General features: G+C 69.2%; 13 protein-coding genes and 4 pseudogenes. 6 read left to right on the forward strand and 11 right to left on the reverse strand.

What is annotated here, in order from left to right; all coding sequences use genetic code 11:
- Positions 1-223: 223 nt before the first annotated feature.
- Positions 224-1,018 carry a maleylpyruvate isomerase family mycothiol-dependent enzyme gene (locus OG878_RS00795; RefSeq protein WP_328884916.1) on the reverse strand — a complete coding sequence of 265 codons (795 nt, stop codon included), beginning with the start codon at positions 1,016-1,018 and terminating at the stop codon, positions 224-226.
- A 414-nt stretch (positions 1,019-1,432) separates the two neighbouring features.
- On the opposite strand from OG878_RS00795, the gene OG878_RS00800 reads away from it, so the two are divergent.
- Positions 1,433-2,353, forward strand: a complete 921-nt coding sequence (locus tag OG878_RS00800; protein ID WP_328884917.1) for a hypothetical protein — start codon at positions 1,433-1,435, stop codon at positions 2,351-2,353.
- A 243-nt stretch (positions 2,354-2,596) separates the two neighbouring features.
- Here OG878_RS00800 and OG878_RS00805 read toward each other — a convergent pair whose 3' ends face one another.
- From OG878_RS00805 to OG878_RS00825, 6 genes and pseudogenes are all read right to left on the reverse strand, one after another.
- Entirely contained in the window at positions 2,597-2,941 is a 345-nt protein-coding gene (locus OG878_RS00805; RefSeq protein WP_328884918.1) for a hypothetical protein, read from the reverse strand.
- A gap of 177 nt (positions 2,942-3,118) precedes the next feature.
- Complete coding sequence (locus OG878_RS00810; protein ID WP_328884919.1) at positions 3,119-3,703, reverse strand: hypothetical protein; 585 nt, start codon at positions 3,701-3,703, stop codon at positions 3,119-3,121.
- Between the two features lie 45 nt (positions 3,704-3,748).
- A pseudogene (locus OG878_RS00815) lies at positions 3,749-4,561 on the reverse strand (SDR family NAD(P)-dependent oxidoreductase); the annotation flags it as partial.
- A 304-nt stretch (positions 4,562-4,865) separates the two neighbouring features.
- Positions 4,866-5,429 (reverse strand): annotated as a pseudogene (locus tag OG878_RS42110) (MFS transporter); the annotation flags it as partial.
- Positions 5,411-5,839, reverse strand: coding sequence for a hypothetical protein (locus OG878_RS00820; RefSeq protein WP_328884920.1), 429 nt, complete (start codon positions 5,837-5,839; stop codon positions 5,411-5,413). The pseudogene OG878_RS42110 and the gene OG878_RS00820, both read right to left, overlap by 19 nt.
- Before the next feature lie 257 nt (positions 5,840-6,096).
- Positions 6,097-7,107, reverse strand: a complete 1,011-nt coding sequence (locus tag OG878_RS00825) for an NADP-dependent oxidoreductase (RefSeq protein ID WP_328891088.1) — start codon at positions 7,105-7,107, stop codon at positions 6,097-6,099.
- A gap of 112 nt (positions 7,108-7,219) precedes the next feature.
- On the opposite strand from OG878_RS00825, the gene OG878_RS00830 reads away from it, so the two are divergent.
- Positions 7,220-7,783: a TetR/AcrR family transcriptional regulator gene (locus tag OG878_RS00830; protein WP_328884921.1), complete on the forward strand. Its 564-nt coding sequence runs from the start codon at positions 7,220-7,222 to the stop codon at positions 7,781-7,783.
- A 1-nt stretch (position 7,784) separates the two neighbouring features.
- Here OG878_RS00830 and OG878_RS00835 read toward each other — a convergent pair.
- Positions 7,785-8,385 (reverse strand): annotated as a pseudogene (locus OG878_RS00835) (IS5 family transposase); the annotation flags it as partial.
- 597 nt (positions 8,386-8,982) lie between these two features.
- Positions 8,983-9,105, reverse strand: a pseudogene (locus tag OG878_RS00840) (TetR family transcriptional regulator); the annotation flags it as partial.
- A gap of 192 nt (positions 9,106-9,297) precedes the next feature.
- Between OG878_RS00840 and OG878_RS00845 the strand changes: the two are divergent.
- From OG878_RS00845 to OG878_RS00860, 4 genes are all read left to right on the forward strand, one after another.
- Positions 9,298-9,768: a VOC family protein gene (locus OG878_RS00845; RefSeq protein ID WP_328884922.1), complete on the forward strand. Its 471-nt coding sequence runs from the start codon at positions 9,298-9,300 to the stop codon at positions 9,766-9,768.
- Positions 9,769-10,012: 244 nt separating this feature from the next.
- Positions 10,013-11,452: a dihydrolipoyl dehydrogenase family protein gene (locus OG878_RS00850; protein ID WP_328884923.1), complete on the forward strand. Its 1,440-nt coding sequence runs from the start codon at positions 10,013-10,015 to the stop codon at positions 11,450-11,452.
- Positions 11,453-12,283: 831 nt separating this feature from the next.
- Positions 12,284-14,359, forward strand: a complete 2,076-nt coding sequence (locus tag OG878_RS00855; protein WP_328884924.1) for a SpoIIE family protein phosphatase — start codon at positions 12,284-12,286, stop codon at positions 14,357-14,359.
- Positions 14,360-14,396: 37 nt separating this feature from the next.
- Positions 14,397-14,813, forward strand: a complete 417-nt coding sequence (locus OG878_RS00860; protein ID WP_328884925.1) for a class I SAM-dependent methyltransferase — start codon at positions 14,397-14,399, stop codon at positions 14,811-14,813.
- 452 nt (positions 14,814-15,265) lie between these two features.
- Here the strand turns inward: OG878_RS00860 and OG878_RS00865 are convergent, their stop codons facing one another.
- Positions 15,266-16,051, reverse strand: a complete 786-nt coding sequence (locus tag OG878_RS00865) for an ABC transporter permease (protein ID WP_328884926.1) — start codon at positions 16,049-16,051, stop codon at positions 15,266-15,268.
- The gene (locus OG878_RS00870; protein WP_328884927.1) at positions 16,048-17,004 is read right to left on the reverse strand and encodes an ATP-binding cassette domain-containing protein; all 957 of its coding nucleotides are present in this window, start codon (positions 17,002-17,004) and stop codon (positions 16,048-16,050) included. Before OG878_RS00870 ends, OG878_RS00865 begins: the two co-directional genes overlap by 4 nt.
- Positions 17,005-17,017: the final 13 nt, after the last annotated feature.

Raw genomic sequence — 17,017 nt, forward strand, 5'->3', positions numbered from 1 at the left:
TGCCACGACCCCCACCAACACCCCACCACCAACAAACCCACCAACACAAAGACCCCAACCACACCCCGCTGACCTGAACCGGCGAGCCGGCCTGGCCCGAGGCATCCAAGGGAAACCTGGCCGGACGGAGGCCGCGATCAGCGCCCGGACGCGACGACGGCGTGGCTGTAGCCGCTGGTGGGAGGCACACCCCGGGGCGCACGAGGTGGCGCATCGTCACGTCCTACTCATCCGGGTCCCACGCCAGGAGCAGGTCGAAGAGACGTCGGTCGCCGTCGAGCTTCAAGGAGTCCACCGGAATACGGCCGTACAGGGCCAGGACCAGCTCACCGGCCGTGCCCCGGGCGGAGGCGTCGGCGGCGTCCGGGTCCTCGCCGGCAGCGGCGGCGGGCATTGTGCCTGGCGTGGGGAGACGGGTGGTCCGTCCGCCGTCGGCGGAGAGCGAGAGGCGCCAGGAGCGGCCCTCGGTGGCGTGGTATTCGACGGCGGCGGGCTCGTGCGGCCAGGCGTCCGTCCCTGCGCAGCAGGTGGACAGGAACTCGTCGACACCGTCGAGTGCCGCTTCGTCCGGCAGCGGCTGCTGGGCACCCACGGTGTTCTGGGCGTCGTAGGTGTGCACCGAAACTTCCTGGACCTGGTGCCGGGCGACGGCACCGGAGGTCTGCGGCGACTGCGACCCACCCCACCACGTCCAGCAACCGCGATCCGGACCGGACTCCCGCAGTGCGCTCAGCAACTGCTCCGTGGACTCGGCCGACCAGGCCAACAGGGCCTCCCGCTCCCGGGGCGCAGCCGGGGCGCCCGCCGCAGCGGTCGCGGCGGGGGCAGCGTCGGCAGGCCCTGCGGCGACGGCGGCGGCCCAGAAGCGGTGCACCTTGCCCAGGTGCCGCACCAGGTCCAACAGCGTCCACTCAGGGCAGGTCGGAACCTGCACATCAAGGCTGGGCGCGGACGCGATCGCGGCCCGGAACGCGATCGACCGTTCGTCGATCAGCCGCAGCAGAACAGGGAGCAACATCCCGTCCCTCTTGGACAATCCACGAACTCAGCAGCTCAACAGGCCCTGCCTCACGCATCGATGCAGTGCGAAATCACGGTTCGAAGGCCGGGGCGGAGAAAGGTTCCGATGCCTTCACGTGGGGCGGCGTGGTCCCCCCGGTACAACATCGCACGCGAAGGGGCACCCCGGCCGGGCCCGTGGAACCGGCCGTGCCCCGGCTGCGGCAGGGCTCGTGCTTTCCCGAGTTGCTGCGGGAACGCCGCCGCCGTCCTTCGCCTGGTCACCGTCGTCCTCGCCCAGCCGATCGACGAGTGGACCGAACCTTCGCCGTTACTGAGGAACCGGGCCCGGGGGCGGCTCGTCACAGGGGCAGCACGGCCTCCACCTGTCACTGCACAGCCTTCGTCACCGCCACCGTCCAGGGGGACACCCATGCGTACACGCGCCGCACGAACCGTCGAACTGCTCGTCGTATTCGCCCTGTTCACTGTCGGAACCGCTGCCGTCACCGGCTGCGGCAGCGAGAAGGCCACGGGTGGCACACAGGTCCGCGGCGCCGACTCGGCGCCGGAGTCGGAGGCCCGCGCACGCCAGGTCGCCGATGCCTGGGACGGCTCCAAGGCCGCCGAGGTGTGGGCCAAGGGCTACTACCCGATGGGCAAGGTGGTCCAGCTGCCCGAGAACGCCTTCCACAACGGAGACGACAAGCTCGCTTACACGGCCCGGAACCTCGTCCTGCGCGGCGAACTCCCCGCCACGTCACCGAAGGACGGGCGGGTGAAGTGGGAGAGCGGAGGCTCGCTCACGTTGCCCCTGATGGAGGCGCGGGAGGCGTTCGCAACGGTGGCCGGCGGCAGCACCGACGGACCACACCTCACCGTGACCGGGGTCAAGCTGGGCGAGATGTCCCTGTCCACCAGCCGTGGCCCGGCGATGGTGCCGGCCTGGTTGTTCACCCTGGAGGGCTACGACACCCCGCTCAAGCGGGTTGCCCTCAGCCCGTCGAAGCTCCCAGAGGCGCCCATCAAGCCGGCCGGGGAGGTGCCCACCGACGAACTGGCGCCGCTCGGCCGGATGGTCGGGGTGGCTGGGGACGGCCGGTCCGTCACCGTGGTGGCCACCCACGGAGCCTGCGACGACGGCCCCGCCGTGGACGCGCTGGAGACCGGCGGCAGCGTAGTGCTGTCCGCATCTGTCATCGGGACCAAGGACGGCCCCTGCACCAAGCAGCTGCTTGCGAAAGAGGTGACGGTGAAGCTGGACCGGCCGCTCGGCGATCGTGTCCTCCTGGACGCGTTCACGGGCCGACCTGTGCTGAACGGGGAGAGCGGGCTTTCGGCCGACCGGAGCTGAGCGCACAGTGGGGCGAATAGGAGACCACCGCGCCGAACAGGTGACCGTCGTCGACGGTCCGAAGTCCTCGATGGGGTTCCTTTCCTGAGGCGGTAGTTCGTCCCGGCGCTCTCAGACACCGGTTCATCACCTCCCGACGCCGTGGCGATCCGATGCGGGAGCGCCGGGACCGATTCCCCCCAGCCCGAAGAACCGCCCGCACTCCGCGGCTGAGCCGAGAAAGTGACCACGCGCTGACGCCCCTCATGGCGTCAGCCGTGCACCACGTCCGTGCACATGGCCGCTCGCCCCCGCGTGAGGGCGCATCGCCACCATCGGGACCGGGGCGGCCGGCCGGTGTCCACCGGCCGACGCATCGGGCATCAGAAGATGCTGTGCGTGCTCGGCCCGCGGATGGCTGGAGGGCCACCCATAGGCGAATGCCCTCAGCTGCTTTCGGTGCCGTTCTTCCTCCGCGATACGGTCGCCGAGTACGGCTTGATCGATGTACGGGGTGACAGCGGCGCGGACCAGGCACTGAAGCTCGGTCGGGTCGAGCGCCTCGACCTCCCACTGCACAGGCTGTCCCCAGCCCCCCTCGTACGACATCAGGACACTACGGGCGAACTGCCAAGTCGACCAGCAGCCGAACCCAGCTGAGGAATTGAGGGCAGCGCGGGTCCCAAAAACTGCAACCATCGCCTCCGTCGTCGGTGGGTGTCAGTTTCTGTGGTGAGCCAGATGCCGGATGCGCGAAGGACTGAGCGGCGACGGGGGATGCACTGGTCAGCAGGGCACCCGCGACCAGCACCACAGCTGCCGCCATGCGAGCGGCATGGGAAGAGAAGGACATTCGATACCTCCTGGATGCGACGTACGTCTGTAACGCAAGGCTTGCACCACGTGACGCACAGTGCGCTTGGAGCGAGCCCGAACGAGGACCTGCACGTAGCTCTGGCTGTGGAGCCCTCTGACGACAAGGACGGGCATCCGCGTACGCTCCAGCCGGCCGGTCAGCTGAGCGCGCAATGTGTCCTTCTCGCAGGGCACGTACAGGTCCGTTGTCCAACCAGCGGTCCGGTCCAGGGCGAACCAGTCAGGCGCGGCCCGCAGAAACTCGCCGGCGTCCGGCCGAGCCGGCAGAACATGGACCTCGCGCAACGGGTCGACGAGGTCGGGGAACCGCTCTTCCCGGCGGGCCTGTGCAAGACGGGCGGACAGACGCCGGTACGCCGGCGCGGTGTGCGGGATCAGATCCTCCGAGACGAGCCGGTGGTAAGCCTGCCGGAGGGTGCAGCCGCCGACCTCGTCGTAGCTGGTGACGATGTCGGCGGCGTGGTCCACGGTGCGCGGCCACTGGCGTCTGGGCACACCGGTACATGTACCCCTCGACTCAACGGCGGGTGCCTCCCGAACTCATGGACATCGATCTGCCCGCCATCGGGTACCTCCCGCGATCACCGACCAACGACGTCGTAACCCGCGCACAGAGCCGGACCCGCCTACGAACGTTGACGAAGCTCGGTTCGGCTCCCGGCAGACGGCACCCGCATCGAGCGGCATGTACCGCGTGTTCCGACGTCGGGCGGCCGACCGCGCTCGGTGGGCCGGCCCGGTCGCGCCCTCAGAGCAGCGACTCGGTGACCGCGGCCAGCCGTATCCGGTACTCCCGGTCGTATGCCTCAGCTGCCGCCCGCCCCTCCTGCTCGCCGTCGAAGTAGCGCCCGGTGACGCCGGCCAGTTCGGGGAGGTCGACCAGGCGCCGGCTGGCAGCAACTCCTTGCTCGAGCGAGTCGACGATGTCCAGACCGTTTGCCGGGACATGTTCGTCGGCATGAACGTTGCGGGGTGGAGGGTGTTGACGGTGATGCCGGTGCCGGAGAGTTCTTCTGCAAGGTCCATGCTGTGGCAGATCAGCGCCAGCTTGGAGCGGCAGTAGGCGTCGACGTCGGTGTACTCCCGAGTGAGTTGTGAGTCGTCGAGGTCGACCGGCTGCTGGCCCATGGAGGCGATATTGACTATGCGGGAAGGCGCCGCGCGGTGGAGCAGCGGGAGGATTTCCCGGGTGAGTGCCACGGGCGCCAGGCAGTTCACCGCCAGGCGGAGTTCGTACCCGTCCGCGGAAGTCTGTCGCTCGGTTCCCTCGGCGTGGAAGCCGATGCCCGCGTTGTTGACGAGGACGTCCAGCCGGTCGTGTACGGCGGCGACGTCGGCGGCGAGTCGCCGGACCTCGGAGAGTGAGGAGAGGTCGGCCTCGTAGGGCTCGCCGCCGGTGGCCGCGGCGAACGTCGGAGAGCCGGGCCTTGTCGCGGCCGTGCAGCAGCAGCGTGTGCCGGCCGTCGGCGGCCAGGTTCTCCGCGAGGGCCCGGCCGAGCCCGTCGGATGCGCCGGTGATGAGGATCGTTGCCATGTCGTTCACCTTTCGGGTGCGGAATGCGAGAGGTACTGAGGGGAGGTGACGGGACCGCTCGCTCAGGCGCTGCGGACCGGTTCGGGCCCCGTGCCTGCTCGCGGTGTTCCGCACGCGACCGCGTCCGGTGTCGCCACGGGGCGGGGTCATGCCGAAGCGGGCGAGGGCCGCGATCAGTGCGAGCGCGGCGCCGGCCAGGGCGAAGCACAACGTGAAGCGGGACTCGGCGGGGGGACGGCCCGGATCCCCGGTCGCAACGAGCGTGGCGACGAGAGCACTGGCCATCGCGCTGCCCACCGAGCGGGCGACGGAATTGACGCCGTTGGCAACTCCTGTGTGCTCCGGTGGCACGGCGGCGAGCAGGACGGCCGGCAGCGTGGCGAAGCCGAAGGCGATGGCGATTCCGACGAGCAGTCCGGAGCCGATGACCGCGGCACTGCTGCCGTGCGAGACGGCGAGCAGCGCGAAACCCGCAGTGCCCGCCACTGCTCCCAGCGCGAGCGTCCGCCGTGGCCCGGTCCGGCACCCCAGGACGCCGGCGAGGCGGGCGGTGATGGGATACGGCGCTGCGCCTTGTGTCCCTGGAGCACAGTCCGCCGCGTCAGGAGCATGCGCCCGCTGGGAACGGCGTGTACAGAGCCGTGCACGGCCCGAGAAGGCGGCGCCGATCAATGTGTCCCGCCGCACAGTTCACCGCGTCTCGGACTGGGCTCCGCGACAGCCGTTCCGTCACGTCGTCCCATGTTGATGGCGTACAACAGCCGGCAGCCACCGCGGATGAGCGGTGGCCTCCGGCTGTCGGAATGTGTCCCGTGATTCAGTCTGCGGGAAGGCCCGGCGAACTCCGCCCGGGTCATCTCCTCGTCCCGCTGCTCGACTGCCGCGGCCTTCGGGCGGTCGAGAACGCTGTCGTGCCGGCCGAGGGCGAACCCGGCGGGGACGGTCACCGCCCCCGGCACCGTCTGCTCTGCGAGCCGGAAGTCGAGGTCAAGGAAGACCGCGCCCGAGATCAGCGGCGAGACAGCGACCAGCGCCGGGGTCAGTGCGGTGGCGCCGTACCGGCGCCACCGGCGCCCCGGCTGGTGAACCGCGGCCACAGCATCCCGTGGAGCAGCACCGGCGCCAGGGCCGAGACGGACAGCGACATGCTTACCGTGGACAGCGCGAGCAACGGCCGGCCGCCGGCCAGAGCCGCCGATGCGACGGTGACACGCCGATCGCCGCCGCGCTCCACCGGGCAAAGGCGGCGGCCTGCGCCCGGGAGACGTCACCGCCGCGCCGGGCGTGTGCGTACAGGTCATGGCTCACGGCGCCTGCTGACGAGCGCCGGAAGCATCGGCGAAACGGCTCGTTCCTAAGCGACCGTGAGCACGATCTTGCCCTGGATGTGCCCTCGGGCTGCGCGTTCGTGCGCGGCGCGGACATCCGCGAGCGCAAACGTGCTGTCGATCGCGACGCGGACCGTGCCCGCGTCGAGCAGGCGTCCCAGTTCGGCAAGTTGCGCGCCGTTCGAGCGGACCTGGGTGCCCGTGACCGTGACGCCCAGCTTCACGGTCTCTTCTTCGTCGAATTCACCGAAGAACACGGGGAATTGGGAGCCGCCACGCTTGAGCGTGCGGAGGAAGCGCTTGCTGTCGGGGCCACCGACGGCGTCGAGAACGAGGTCGACGCCGCGCACGAGTTCCTCGGGACGGCTCTTGGTGTAATCGATGAACTCGTCGGCACCGAGCTCGCTCAGGAACAATTCATGCGCGCCCGACGCCACCGCGATGACACGCGCACCCTTCCATTTCGCCAGCTGCAGCGCCAAGTGCCCCACGCCGCCCGCGGCGCCGTTGATGAGCACCGTCACGTTGGCGTCGAGTGGCACCGGACGATGTTGCGCCGCCTGGAAGGGCGACGGATGATCGTGTCCGAGCTCGATCAGGAACTGCCACGCGGTGAGCCCGGCCATGGGCGCCCCGGCGGCGTGCACGTGGTCGATGCCGGCCGGCTTGAGTGCGAGGTCCGACGCAGGCGCGGCCACGTACTCGGCATATGTGCTGCCGTCAAAGCTGGGGAAGCGAAGGAGACCGAAGACTTCATCACCGACGGAGAAGCCGTCCACATCCGCGGCGACGGCCTCGACGACGCCCGACAGGTCCGTCCCCGGAATCACGGGCAAGCTGAACTTCGGCCTCACCTCCGGAGGCAGGTTGGACATCCCGTCGCGCAGGTACCAGTCGGGGGGGTTGATACCGACCGCGTGCACGCGAACGAGCACCTCACCCAGTCCCGGCTCGGGAATCGGTACCTCGTCGTAACGCAGAACTTCAGGGCCGCCGTGCTCATGGAGCCGGACCGCCCTCATCGTGTGTTTCGGCATCGTTCTCTCCTGCCCGCGCTGCGGGATAGGCTTATTCGGATCAGCGATCCATATAAGTGGACCACTGATCCGAATATATGGACCACTGATCCGAATAGTCAAGAGGGGCCAGATGCGCGCCGACGCCAGGAAGAACCGCGACCACCTGCTCGCAGTAGCGGGCACCGCCATCACAGAGCAAGGCGTCGACGTGTCACTGCGCGACATCGCGCGCAGGGCCGATGTCGGACTCGCGACGCTGCTGCGCCACTTCCCCACGCGCGAGGCGCTGCTCGACGCCTTGCTCCGCACGAGCTTCGACGAGCTGACCGCCAAGGCATGCGCCCTCGAAACGTCCGACTCGCCCGCCGATGCTCTCGTTTCGTGGCTACGCGACTGTGTCGCGTGGACGACTGAGTACCGGGGCGCGATCGTGCTGATGGCAGCCGCCATCGAGGACACCGAGTCCGCACTCCACGCTTCGTGCGTCACTCTGCGATCGGCCGGCGCGCGGCTCCTCACCCGTGCCCAGGCCGCGGGCACAGCGCGGACCGACATGGATGGCGCCGATTTGTTCGCGCTGGTCACGGCGCTCGCCTGGGTCGGCGATCAACGCTCGCTCGCGTCACGCGCCGATCACCTCTTCGACATTGTCGCAAGCGCGATCCTGACCAGCACGGCAAGCGGCCACGCCTAGCCTAGGCGGTTTCGTTTGGATCACCGGCGGACCAGAGGAAGATGCCAGCGATGCGAAGTCCGGCGAGGTAGATGATTGCGGTCTTCTCGTAGCGGGTGGCGATGCCTCGCCACTGCTTCGGGCGGTTGATGCACCGCTCGACGGTGTTGCGCTGCTTGTATGCCTCGCGGTCGAAGGCCGATGGTCGGCCGTCACCGGCTGCCCCGGCGCAGCCGGTGACCGCGCCGATCCGCCGGGATCGGAATCACCGCCCGGACGCCGCGCTTGCGTATGTGGTCGCGGATCACACGGGACGAGTAGGCCTTGTCCGCCAGGACCACGTCCGGCCTGGTGCGCGGACGGCCGCGCCGTCGGGCAACGCGCAGACGGGCCATGACGGTGGCGAAGGCGGGTGCATCTCCCGCCCGTCCGGCAATGAGAACGAACGCGAGGGGTCGGCAGCAGGCATCGGCTGCAAGGTGGATCTCGGTGGTCAGCCCACCGCGGAACCGGCCGATGGCGTGGTCGTCCGGCTCGCCGGCCGGTGCCCCTTTTTTGCGGGCCCCAGCCGCGTGCTGGTGAGCTCGTACGACCGTGGAGTCAAGCGACACCGCCCAGTTGAGTCTTCGTCAGCGTCGGCCCGGGCTATCAGCGTGCGTGGTGAGCACTCTCTCCCACGCGCCGTCCGTAGGGATCGACGTCAGTCAGGCTGGACAGCCGGTGCCTACCAGGCTTTTCGAGGGCTGTCCAAAACTCATCGTCGACGACTCTCCGCTCCAGCATCCCTGGGACCGCGCGCGGGCCTGGCTTGCGTCCGGCCCTGGAGGCAGAAACCCCGCGTCGCAACTCGATGACGAGCACCATCCCGACCCCCATCTTCGTTCATGGCTCACCTTGTCCGGTCTGGCCAACCGACAGCCATTCCTCATGATCCAAACGAGAGGCCTTGGGGGGAATGCCGCCCTCGCGCCCGTCGCTGAAATCGTCGCGCACGCGGGGACCGGCGAACTCGAGCGCGCGCTCAGCGAGAGCGGATAGACGCCGAGTTCGCCAAGGTGGTCAAGGTCACCGGCATCGAGCCGCCCGCCCCCCGGGAGCGGACCGCGGCCGCTGGGAAGCGACGGACGGCGACGGAGGCGCGCTGGCCGATCACGCCCATGGTCGGCCCTTCACCGTCGTCGCCCCTGCCCGGTTCGGACGCGTCCGGATCACGCAGGAGCTGCAGTCCCTCGCCCGACCCTGCGCGCGATGTTGCGCAGTGGCACATCGACGCCTTGCTCGGTGATGGCGGTGCCCGCTGCCGCGAGCAGGTGGTCGCGGCTCTTCCTGGAGTCGGCGCTCATCTGTCGCCCTTGACTATTCGGATCAGTGGTCCATATATTCGGATCAGTGGTCCGTTTATGTGGATCGGTGATTCGGATAAGCCTACCCCGCTGCGCGGGCAAGACGACGAGGCTCCCCGGCTGCGACCACTACCCGTTACCGGTGACGCATTGGGCGTACTCCACCGACGTCAACAAACAAGGACATCCCCCATGGATCTGAAGCTCGAAATGATCGTGCTGCCCGTCTCCGACATCGACCGGGCCAAGGCCTTCTACGAGAAGGTCGGATTCCGCCTGGACGTGGACTACACGGCCAACGAGGACTTCCGGGTCGTGCACTTCACGCCGCCCGGCTCCGAGTGCTCGATCATCCTCGGCGAGGGGCTGACGCCCACCTCGCCCGGCTCGTCCCAGGGCCTGTATCTCATCGTCTCCGACATCGAGGAGGCCCGCGCGGAGCTCGTCGGCCGGGGCATCGAGGTCAGCGAGATCTTCCACGACGCCAACGGCCTCTTCCACGGCCACGAAGGCGGGGACGTCACCCACCGCGGCCCCGGCCAGGAACGACTGGCCGGCCTGCACCCGGAGCGCGCCTCCTACGGCTCCTTCCTCACCTTCAGCGACCCGGACGGCAACGGCTGGGTGCTCCAGGAGATCTCGCAGCGCCTCCCCGGCCGCTGACAACCCCACAGGCCACCGCCCACGGGCTGCAACAGGCCGTGTCCGGGCGGGATGGCAGCCGGTCCGGCCCATCGGTTCTCACGGTCCGGGCCGAGGGCCGGCACCGGACCGCCGGGCGAGCGCAAGGGTGCTCCCCGTCGCCGGGCGGTCCGGCAGCCACGGGGCCGCCGGATTGTCCGACCGAGCCACGCAAGCAATGAGGAACGAAACAGTGAAGAACGAATCAGTGAGGAACGCAGCAGTGATGAATGAGACAACCCGCACCTACGACGTGATCGTCATCGGCGCAGGCCCGGTCGGCGAGAACGTGGCCGAACGCGCCCGCGCCGCAGGACTCAGCACCGTGATCGTGGAGCGCGAACTCCTCGGCGGCGAGTGCTCGTTCTGGGCCTGCGACCCCAGCAAGGCGCTGCTGCGCCCGGTGGTGACACGTGCCGACGCGCGCCGCGTACCCGGGCTCAACCCGGCGGTGGCCGGCCCGCTGGACGTCGAGGCGGTCCTCGCACACCGCGACAAGATGTCCTCGTACTGGAAGGACGAGGACCAGGTCGACTGGCTGAACTCGGTCTCCGTCGACCTCATACGCGGCCACGGCCGCCTCACCGGCCCCAAGCAGGTGGCCGTGCAGACCCCTGAGGGCGACAACATCGCCCTGACCGCCCGGCATGCCGTCGCCGTCTCCACCGGCACCCGCGCCGCCCTTCCCCCCATCCCCGGACTCGACACCGTCCGCCCGTGGACCAGCCGAGAAGCCACCAGCGCCGACAAGGTGCCCGGCCGCCTCGCCGTCGTCGGAGGCGGTGTGGTCGCCGTCGAGATGGCCACCGCCTGGCAGGCCCTCGGCTCCCAGGTGACCATGCTGGTCCTGGAGGACGGGCTGCTGCAGCGGATGGAGCCGTTCGCCGGCGAACTGGTCACCGACGGACTGCGCGAAGCAGGCGTCGACATCCGCTTCAACACCACCGTCACGTCCCTGGCCCGCGCGGGCGGCGAACACGGCGAGGTACGGATCACGCTCTCCGACGGCGGGCCGCTGGCCGCGGACGAGATCCTGCTGGCGACCGGCCGCGCCCCGCAGACCCGCGACGTCGGCCTGGAGACCGTCGGTCTCACCCCCGGCGACTGGCTGACCGTCGACGACACCTTCCGTGTCACCGGCGTCGACGGCGGCTGGCTCTACGCCGTCGGCGACGTCAACCGCCGCGCTCTGATGACACATCAGGGCAAGTACCAGGCCCGGATCGCCGGCGCCGTCATCGGTACCCGCGCCAAGGAAGAGCCCATCGACGACGCCCCCTGGGGCGCTCACGTCGCCACCGCCGACCACGCAGCCGTCCCCCAGGTCGTCTTCACCACCCCCGAGGTCGCCTCCGTCGGCCTGACCAGCCGCGAGGCCGAGCAGAGCGAGCGCCGCATCGAGGTCGTCGACTACGACCTCGCCCGCGTCGCCGGCGCCCACCAGTACGGCGAGGATTACCGCGGCCGGGCCCGCATGCTCATCGACACCGACCGCAACACCGTGGTGGGCGTCACTTTCGCCGGCCCCGGCGTCGGGGAACTGGTGCACTCGGCCACCATCGCGGTCGCCGGCGAGGTGCCCCTCGACCGGCTCTGGCACGCCGTCCCCGCCTTCCCCACCCTCGGCGAAGTCTGGCTGCGGCTGCTGGAGACCTACCGCGGCTGAGCACGCGCCGGCCGGCATGCGAGGCGGTCCTGGCCTCCGCCGGTGACTCGCTCGCCTGCGGGTGAGGAGCCATCCTCCTGTCCCGGTGGCCGGCAGTGGCGTGCCCGCAAACGCGGATCGGACCGAGGGCTCCGGATGACCGCAAGGTGCTGTACGGAACCCTCTTCGCCGGCGTCGGGTGCAACAGTTGCCCACTGAACGGGGCTCCGGCATGGCCTGCTGGTGGCGCTGCGGGGCTGCGAAGCCCCGCAGCCCCGCATCCGGGCCTGAAAGCACTCCACACGTGGGAGCTGTCGATGGCACCAGCCAGGATGCCGGCCGGCGGCAACCGCGTCGGGCGACCCAGGAAAACGATATGACCACAGGCTGCGGGCCTGAACCCGCGCGAGGAAGGGCGATACCTGTCGGACCGTCGCAGCGCGATCAAGTCGCGGTCGTCGGCATCGAGGAAGAAGAACCGCTCCAGCTCGGGACGCGTGGGCGTCTCTCCGAAGGCCCATGGGCCTCGTAGGCAGAGGCTTGCTCATCAGTCAGAAATTCCACCGGCACGGCCGGACCGTAGCCGCGCTCCGTGCCCGCTCAGCGATCTTTCCTGGAAGTTCCCCACCCGGGGAGGCTGCTGCGGTAACCGACCATGATCAATCTCGGCGCTACTTCCTGTGCCGTGACGACTCACACCTGGTGACCACGCATCCTCGCCGGCGCTGTGCGTCGCCGGTCGTCTCAGGAGACTATGGAAGCACCAGAAAGGCACGAAAAACATCCCAGCGCTGCAGCTCCAGGGCTTGCGCTGGGCGCGCGTCGCCCTGGCAGGTGGAAGGAGCACCTGGGATGAGTGAAGCGGGATCTTTCAGTGTCGACAGCGGCTCGTCCGACCTCCGGCTGGAGTTGCCGAGCGGGGTGCTGGATGCGCTCGGTGTGGCGGTGGTGGCGCTGGATACGGCCGGGCGGTTCGTGTTGTGGGGCCCGCAGGCCGAGGAGCTGTTCGGCTACTCCGCGCAGGAAGTGCTGGGCCGGCACGCGGCTCAGCTGTTGGTCCATGACCCGTACGTGGACCTGGTAGCCGGTAAGTGCGAGCAGATGATGGAGACCGGCCAGAGCTGGGCCGGGCTCATTCCCGTCCGGAACAAGAACGGCAGTACGCGGCTGGTGGAATTCCGCTGCAGCCGTCTGCCGGACAAGCAGGGCGACTTCTACGCTCTGGGTATCGCCACCGATGCGTCGACGCTGCGTAAGTTGGAGCAGGACCTGGCGCTGTCCACGCAGCTGATCGCCCAGTCACCGGTCGCACTGGAGGTTCTCGACACCGATCTGCGTTATGTGGCCGTCAATCCGGCGATGGAACGGATACACGGCCTGTCTGCCGAGGACCACCTCGGCCGGGGCTTCCGCGAGGTCCTGCCCTCCGCCAGTGTCGACGCGTCCGAGGCGGCGGTCAGAGAAGTGCTCGAGACCGGACGCCCTCTTGTTGACAAGTACACCATTGGCCGCACCCCGGCCGACCCTGACAACGATCATGCCTGGTCTGTCTCCGTCTACCGCTTGGAGGATCACAACGGTCAGGTTCTCGGTGTCGCCACGTCGGTGGTGGATGTCACCGATCGGCACGGCGCGATCACAGCGGCGGCCCAGGCCCGGCAGCGCCTGGCCCAGATCGCCGAGGGCTCCGCCCGTATCGGTACCACCTTGGACATGAGACAGACCGCCCACGAGCTGGCTGACGTCGCAGTGCCCGAGCTCGCCGACGTCGCGGTCGTAGACGTACTCGACTCCGCCCTGGACGATCGCCGCCCCGCGACACCCGACAGCGGCCCGGCGCTCTTTCGCACCCTCGCTGTGAAGGCCGCTTACCTCGCCGAGGCGACCGGCGCCGCTGGCACGGCCGACCAACTGGTCAGCTATGACGCCGACCGACTGCCCACCCAATGCGTCCGGACCGGCCAGCCGATCATGGTGACTCGCGTGCACGAGTGGGACCTGGCGCGCATCGCCCGTGACGCCGGAGCCGCCGCTGTCCTGGCCAGTGTCGGCATCCACTCCTATCTCGCGATACCGCTGGCCGCTCAGGGCCGGGCACTCGGCGTCCTGGGGCTGATGCGCGGCCGCAATCAACTCCCCTTCACCGCGGACGACGTCACCCTGGCTGGTGAGCTCGCCGGCCGAACCGCAGTGTCCCTCGACAACGCGCGCCTGTACCAAAGCGTCCGCAACACTGCGGTAACGCTCCAGCGCAGCCTGCTGCCGCAGCCGACGTCACCCGAGAGTCTCGAGGTCGCCACCCGCTACCAACCCGCCGGAACCTCCACCGAGGTCGGTGGCGACTGGTTCGACGTCATTCCCCTCGCGGAGGACAAGACCGCGCTCGTGGTGGGCGACGTGATGGGCAGCGGCATCGATGCGGCCGCCACGATGGGCCGCCTGCGCACCGCCACCGCGACCCTGGCCGACCTCGACCTCCCGCCCGCCCAGGTACTGCAACGCCTCGACAAGATCACCGCCGGTCTGGATCCCTACATCGCCACCTGCATCTACGCCGAATACGACCCGCACAGCGACCGGTGCCGAATCGCCGTAGCCGGACACCTGCCCCCCGCGCTGACACCTGCAGGTGGGCCCCCCGAACTGCTCGACCTACCGTCTGGTGCACCCCTCGGGGTCGGCGGCGTCCCCTTCGAAACGACCACCGTACCCTTGCGCCCCGGCGATCAACTGGTCCTCTACACCGACGGCTTGGTCGAAACACGCCGCGACGCCATCGACGTACGCCTCGACCTCCTCCTCCGCGTACTCGACGGCCACGACCCTTCCCTGGAAGTAACCTGCGACCGGCTCCTGGAAGCACTGTGTGATCCGGACGACCACGACGATGTGTCCGTACTCATCGCCCGACCCGGACCGCGGCCCTGACGCACTGCAGACGTCGGCCGGCCGGGGACAGTTCTCGGTGCGCTCCCCCGCTCACTTGACGGCGTGCACCGACCGTTGCTCGGGTCGGCACTGGCACCGGTTCCCGATCAACGCCGCAATCCAGCAGGCCGAACAGAAACACCCCGGAATTCCCTTCAAGTGCGCCGACATCAGCGACCTGACCGGCGCGTACGACCTCATCACCGCCCGGCTCGTCCACCCCGTCGTCAAAGACCAGGCCGGACTCCTCGCCGCGGCATCCCGACTGCTGCGACCCGGCGGGCGGCTCGCGATCATCGCACCTCTCGCCGCCGAACTTACGAAACGGCAGCACGTCGGGCTCACCGACGAACACCTGCAACAGCTCGCCAACTGGTCGGACCGAATGGAGCGGTACGAACACGAAGGGCTGCACGCACTCCTCTGCCGCCGCAAACCCGAGGTGGCCCGATGACCGGCCATCCACATGTGTTCAAGCCGGTACAGAACGTCCTCAGCGACGTTTGAGCCCGTGTCCTTGGACCGCTGCCCGGCTGGGTGAGGGCTGGTCGGTCTGCTGTGACGACGAAGGGGACGGAGAGCGGGATGCGACGATCCCTCCGTGTCCGAGGATCTCTGGCGTTGGTATCGGGGTCGCCTGGTGGCCGACGGCCGCGACGCCGTCAGGACGCCTTCGTTTTTCTGCGTCGACTCCATCAGCGTTTCCCCACCCCGCGCCTGACGTGACGTCATGTCTGGGTCTATCGCGACGGATGAGGAGAGGTTATCCGACAGCCGGGCGGTGCAGGGGTGCGCGCCTGGCAGGTGGCTGGGGATGCCGGTGGGCGGCGTACGCCGACGGGGTGTCGGTGTGCGCCGCCCTTGGGTGGGACGGGGTGCGGGGGGTGGCCCGCGTGTTCATGGTGGTTACTTCGGGTCGCGGTTGAACGAGGCTGCCGACCAGCGGTAGCCGAGTGCTGCGAGTACCAGGCACCAGGCGAGGGCGAGCCATCCGTTGTGGCCGATCTCGGTGCCGAGGAGGAGGCCGCGCAGGGTTTCGATGGCGGGGGTGAAGGGCTGGTATTCGGCGATCGGCTGGAACCAGCCGGGCATTGTGTCGATCGGGGTGAAGGTGCTGGAGATGAGCGGCAGGAGGATCAGGGGCATGGCGTTGTTGCTGGCTGCCTCGGCGTTGGGGCTGGCCATGCCCATGCCGACTGCGATCCAGGTGAGTGCCAGGGCGAAGAGTGTGAGCAGTGCGAATGCGGCGAGCCATTCCAGGGCGGTGGCGCCGGTGGAGCGGAAGCCGATGGCGACGGCGACGGCGCCGACGAGGATCACGCTGGCGATCGATTGCAGGACGCTGCCGATGACGTGTCCGATGAGGACGGAGCCGCGGTGGATGGCCATGGTGCGGAAGCGGGCGATGATGCCTTCGGACATGTCGGTGGAGACGGACACGGCGGCTCCGATGACGGTGCTGCCGATGGTCATCAGCACGATGCCCGGGACGATGTAGGCGATGTACGCGGAGCGGTCGGCGCCGCCGATGCCGGCGCTCATGGTGTTGCCGAAGATGTAGACGAAGAGCAGCAGCAGCATGACCGGGGTGAGCAGCAGGTTCAGGGTCAGGGACGGGTAGCGCCGGGCGTGCAGGAGGTTGCGGCGCAGCATTGTGGAGGAGTCGCGCACGGCGAGGGAGAGGGAGCTCATCGGACTGTCTCCTTGGGCTGGTTGGGCACGGTGGTGTTGGCGGTGAGGGCGAAGAACACGTCGTCGAGGTCGGGGGTGTGCACGGTCAGTTCGTCCGCCTCGATGCCGGCCGAGTCCAGCCGGTCGAGGATCGAGCGCAGTTCGCGCTGGCTGCCGTCGCTGGGGATCTGCAGGGTGAGGGCTTCGTCGTCCGGGGAGGCATCGCTCAGGGCCGTGGCGGCGCTCTGGTAGGCGGTCGGGTCGGTGAAGCGGAGCTGGATGTGTCCGCCGGGGATGAGCCGCTTGAGTTCCTCGGCGCTGCCCTCGGCGGCGATCTTGCCGTCATGAAGTACTGCGATGTGGTCGGCGAGTTCGTCGGCCTCGTCGAGGTACTGGGTGGTGAGGAAGACGGTGACACCGCCCGTGACGAGTTCGCGGATGATGCCCCACATGTTGTGGCGGGCGCGTGGGTCGAGTCCGGTGGTGGGCTCGTCGAGGAAGATGATCCGGGGGTTGCCGACCAGGGTCATGGCGATGTCGAGGCGGCGCTTCATGCCGCCGGAGTAGGTGGAGGCGGGCTTCTTCGCCGCGTCGACGAGGTCGAAGCGCTCCAGGAGTTCGGCGGCGACCTGCCGGCCCTCGCGTTTGGACAGGTGGTGCAGGTCCGCCATGAGGAGCATGTTCTCCTCGCCGGTGATCAGCCCGTCGACGGCGGAGAACTGGCCGGTGACACCGATCGCGGTCCGCACGGCCTGCGGGTCGGCGCTCAGGTCGTGGCCCGCGACCTGGGCCTGGCCGCCGTCGGCGGAGATGAGCGTGGACAGGATCTTCACGGCGGTGGTCTTGCCGGCGCCGTTCGGGCCGAGCAGCGCGAACACGGTCCCGGCCGGGACGGCCAGGTCGATGCCGTCGAGCACGGTCTTGTCGCCGTACGACTTACGCAGCCCGTTCGCCGCGATGGCCAAGCTGGTCATGAGGGGTGCTCCT

The sequence above is a fragment of the Streptomyces sp. NBC_00316 genome, assembly GCF_036158715.1.
GTDB lineage: Bacteria > Actinomycetota > Actinomycetes > Streptomycetales > Streptomycetaceae > Streptomyces.

Coding starts and splice junctions, on each gene's coding strand:
- OG878_RS00850 (WP_328884923.1), top strand. CDS start 10,013: ATGAATGAGACAACCCGCACCTACGACGTGATCGTCATCGGCGCAGGC.
- OG878_RS00845 (WP_328884922.1), top strand. CDS start 9,298: ATGGATCTGAAGCTCGAAATGATCGTGCTGCCCGTCTCCGACATCGAC.
- OG878_RS00830 (WP_328884921.1), top strand. CDS start 7,220: ATGCGCGCCGACGCCAGGAAGAACCGCGACCACCTGCTCGCAGTAGCG.
- OG878_RS00825 (WP_328891088.1), bottom strand. CDS start 7,107: ATGCCGAAACACACGATGAGGGCGGTCCGGCTCCATGAGCACGGCGGC.
- OG878_RS00800 (WP_328884917.1), top strand. CDS start 1,433: ATGCGTACACGCGCCGCACGAACCGTCGAACTGCTCGTCGTATTCGCC.
- OG878_RS00795 (WP_328884916.1), bottom strand. CDS start 1,018: ATGTTGCTCCCTGTTCTGCTGCGGCTGATCGACGAACGGTCGATCGCG.
- OG878_RS00855 (WP_328884924.1), top strand. CDS start 12,284: ATGAGTGAAGCGGGATCTTTCAGTGTCGACAGCGGCTCGTCCGACCTC.
- OG878_RS00870 (WP_328884927.1), bottom strand. CDS start 17,004: ATGACCAGCTTGGCCATCGCGGCGAACGGGCTGCGTAAGTCGTACGGC.
- OG878_RS00805 (WP_328884918.1), bottom strand. CDS start 2,941: ATGTCGTACGAGGGGGGCTGGGGACAGCCTGTGCAGTGGGAGGTCGAG.
- OG878_RS00865 (WP_328884926.1), bottom strand. CDS start 16,051: ATGAGCTCCCTCTCCCTCGCCGTGCGCGACTCCTCCACAATGCTGCGC.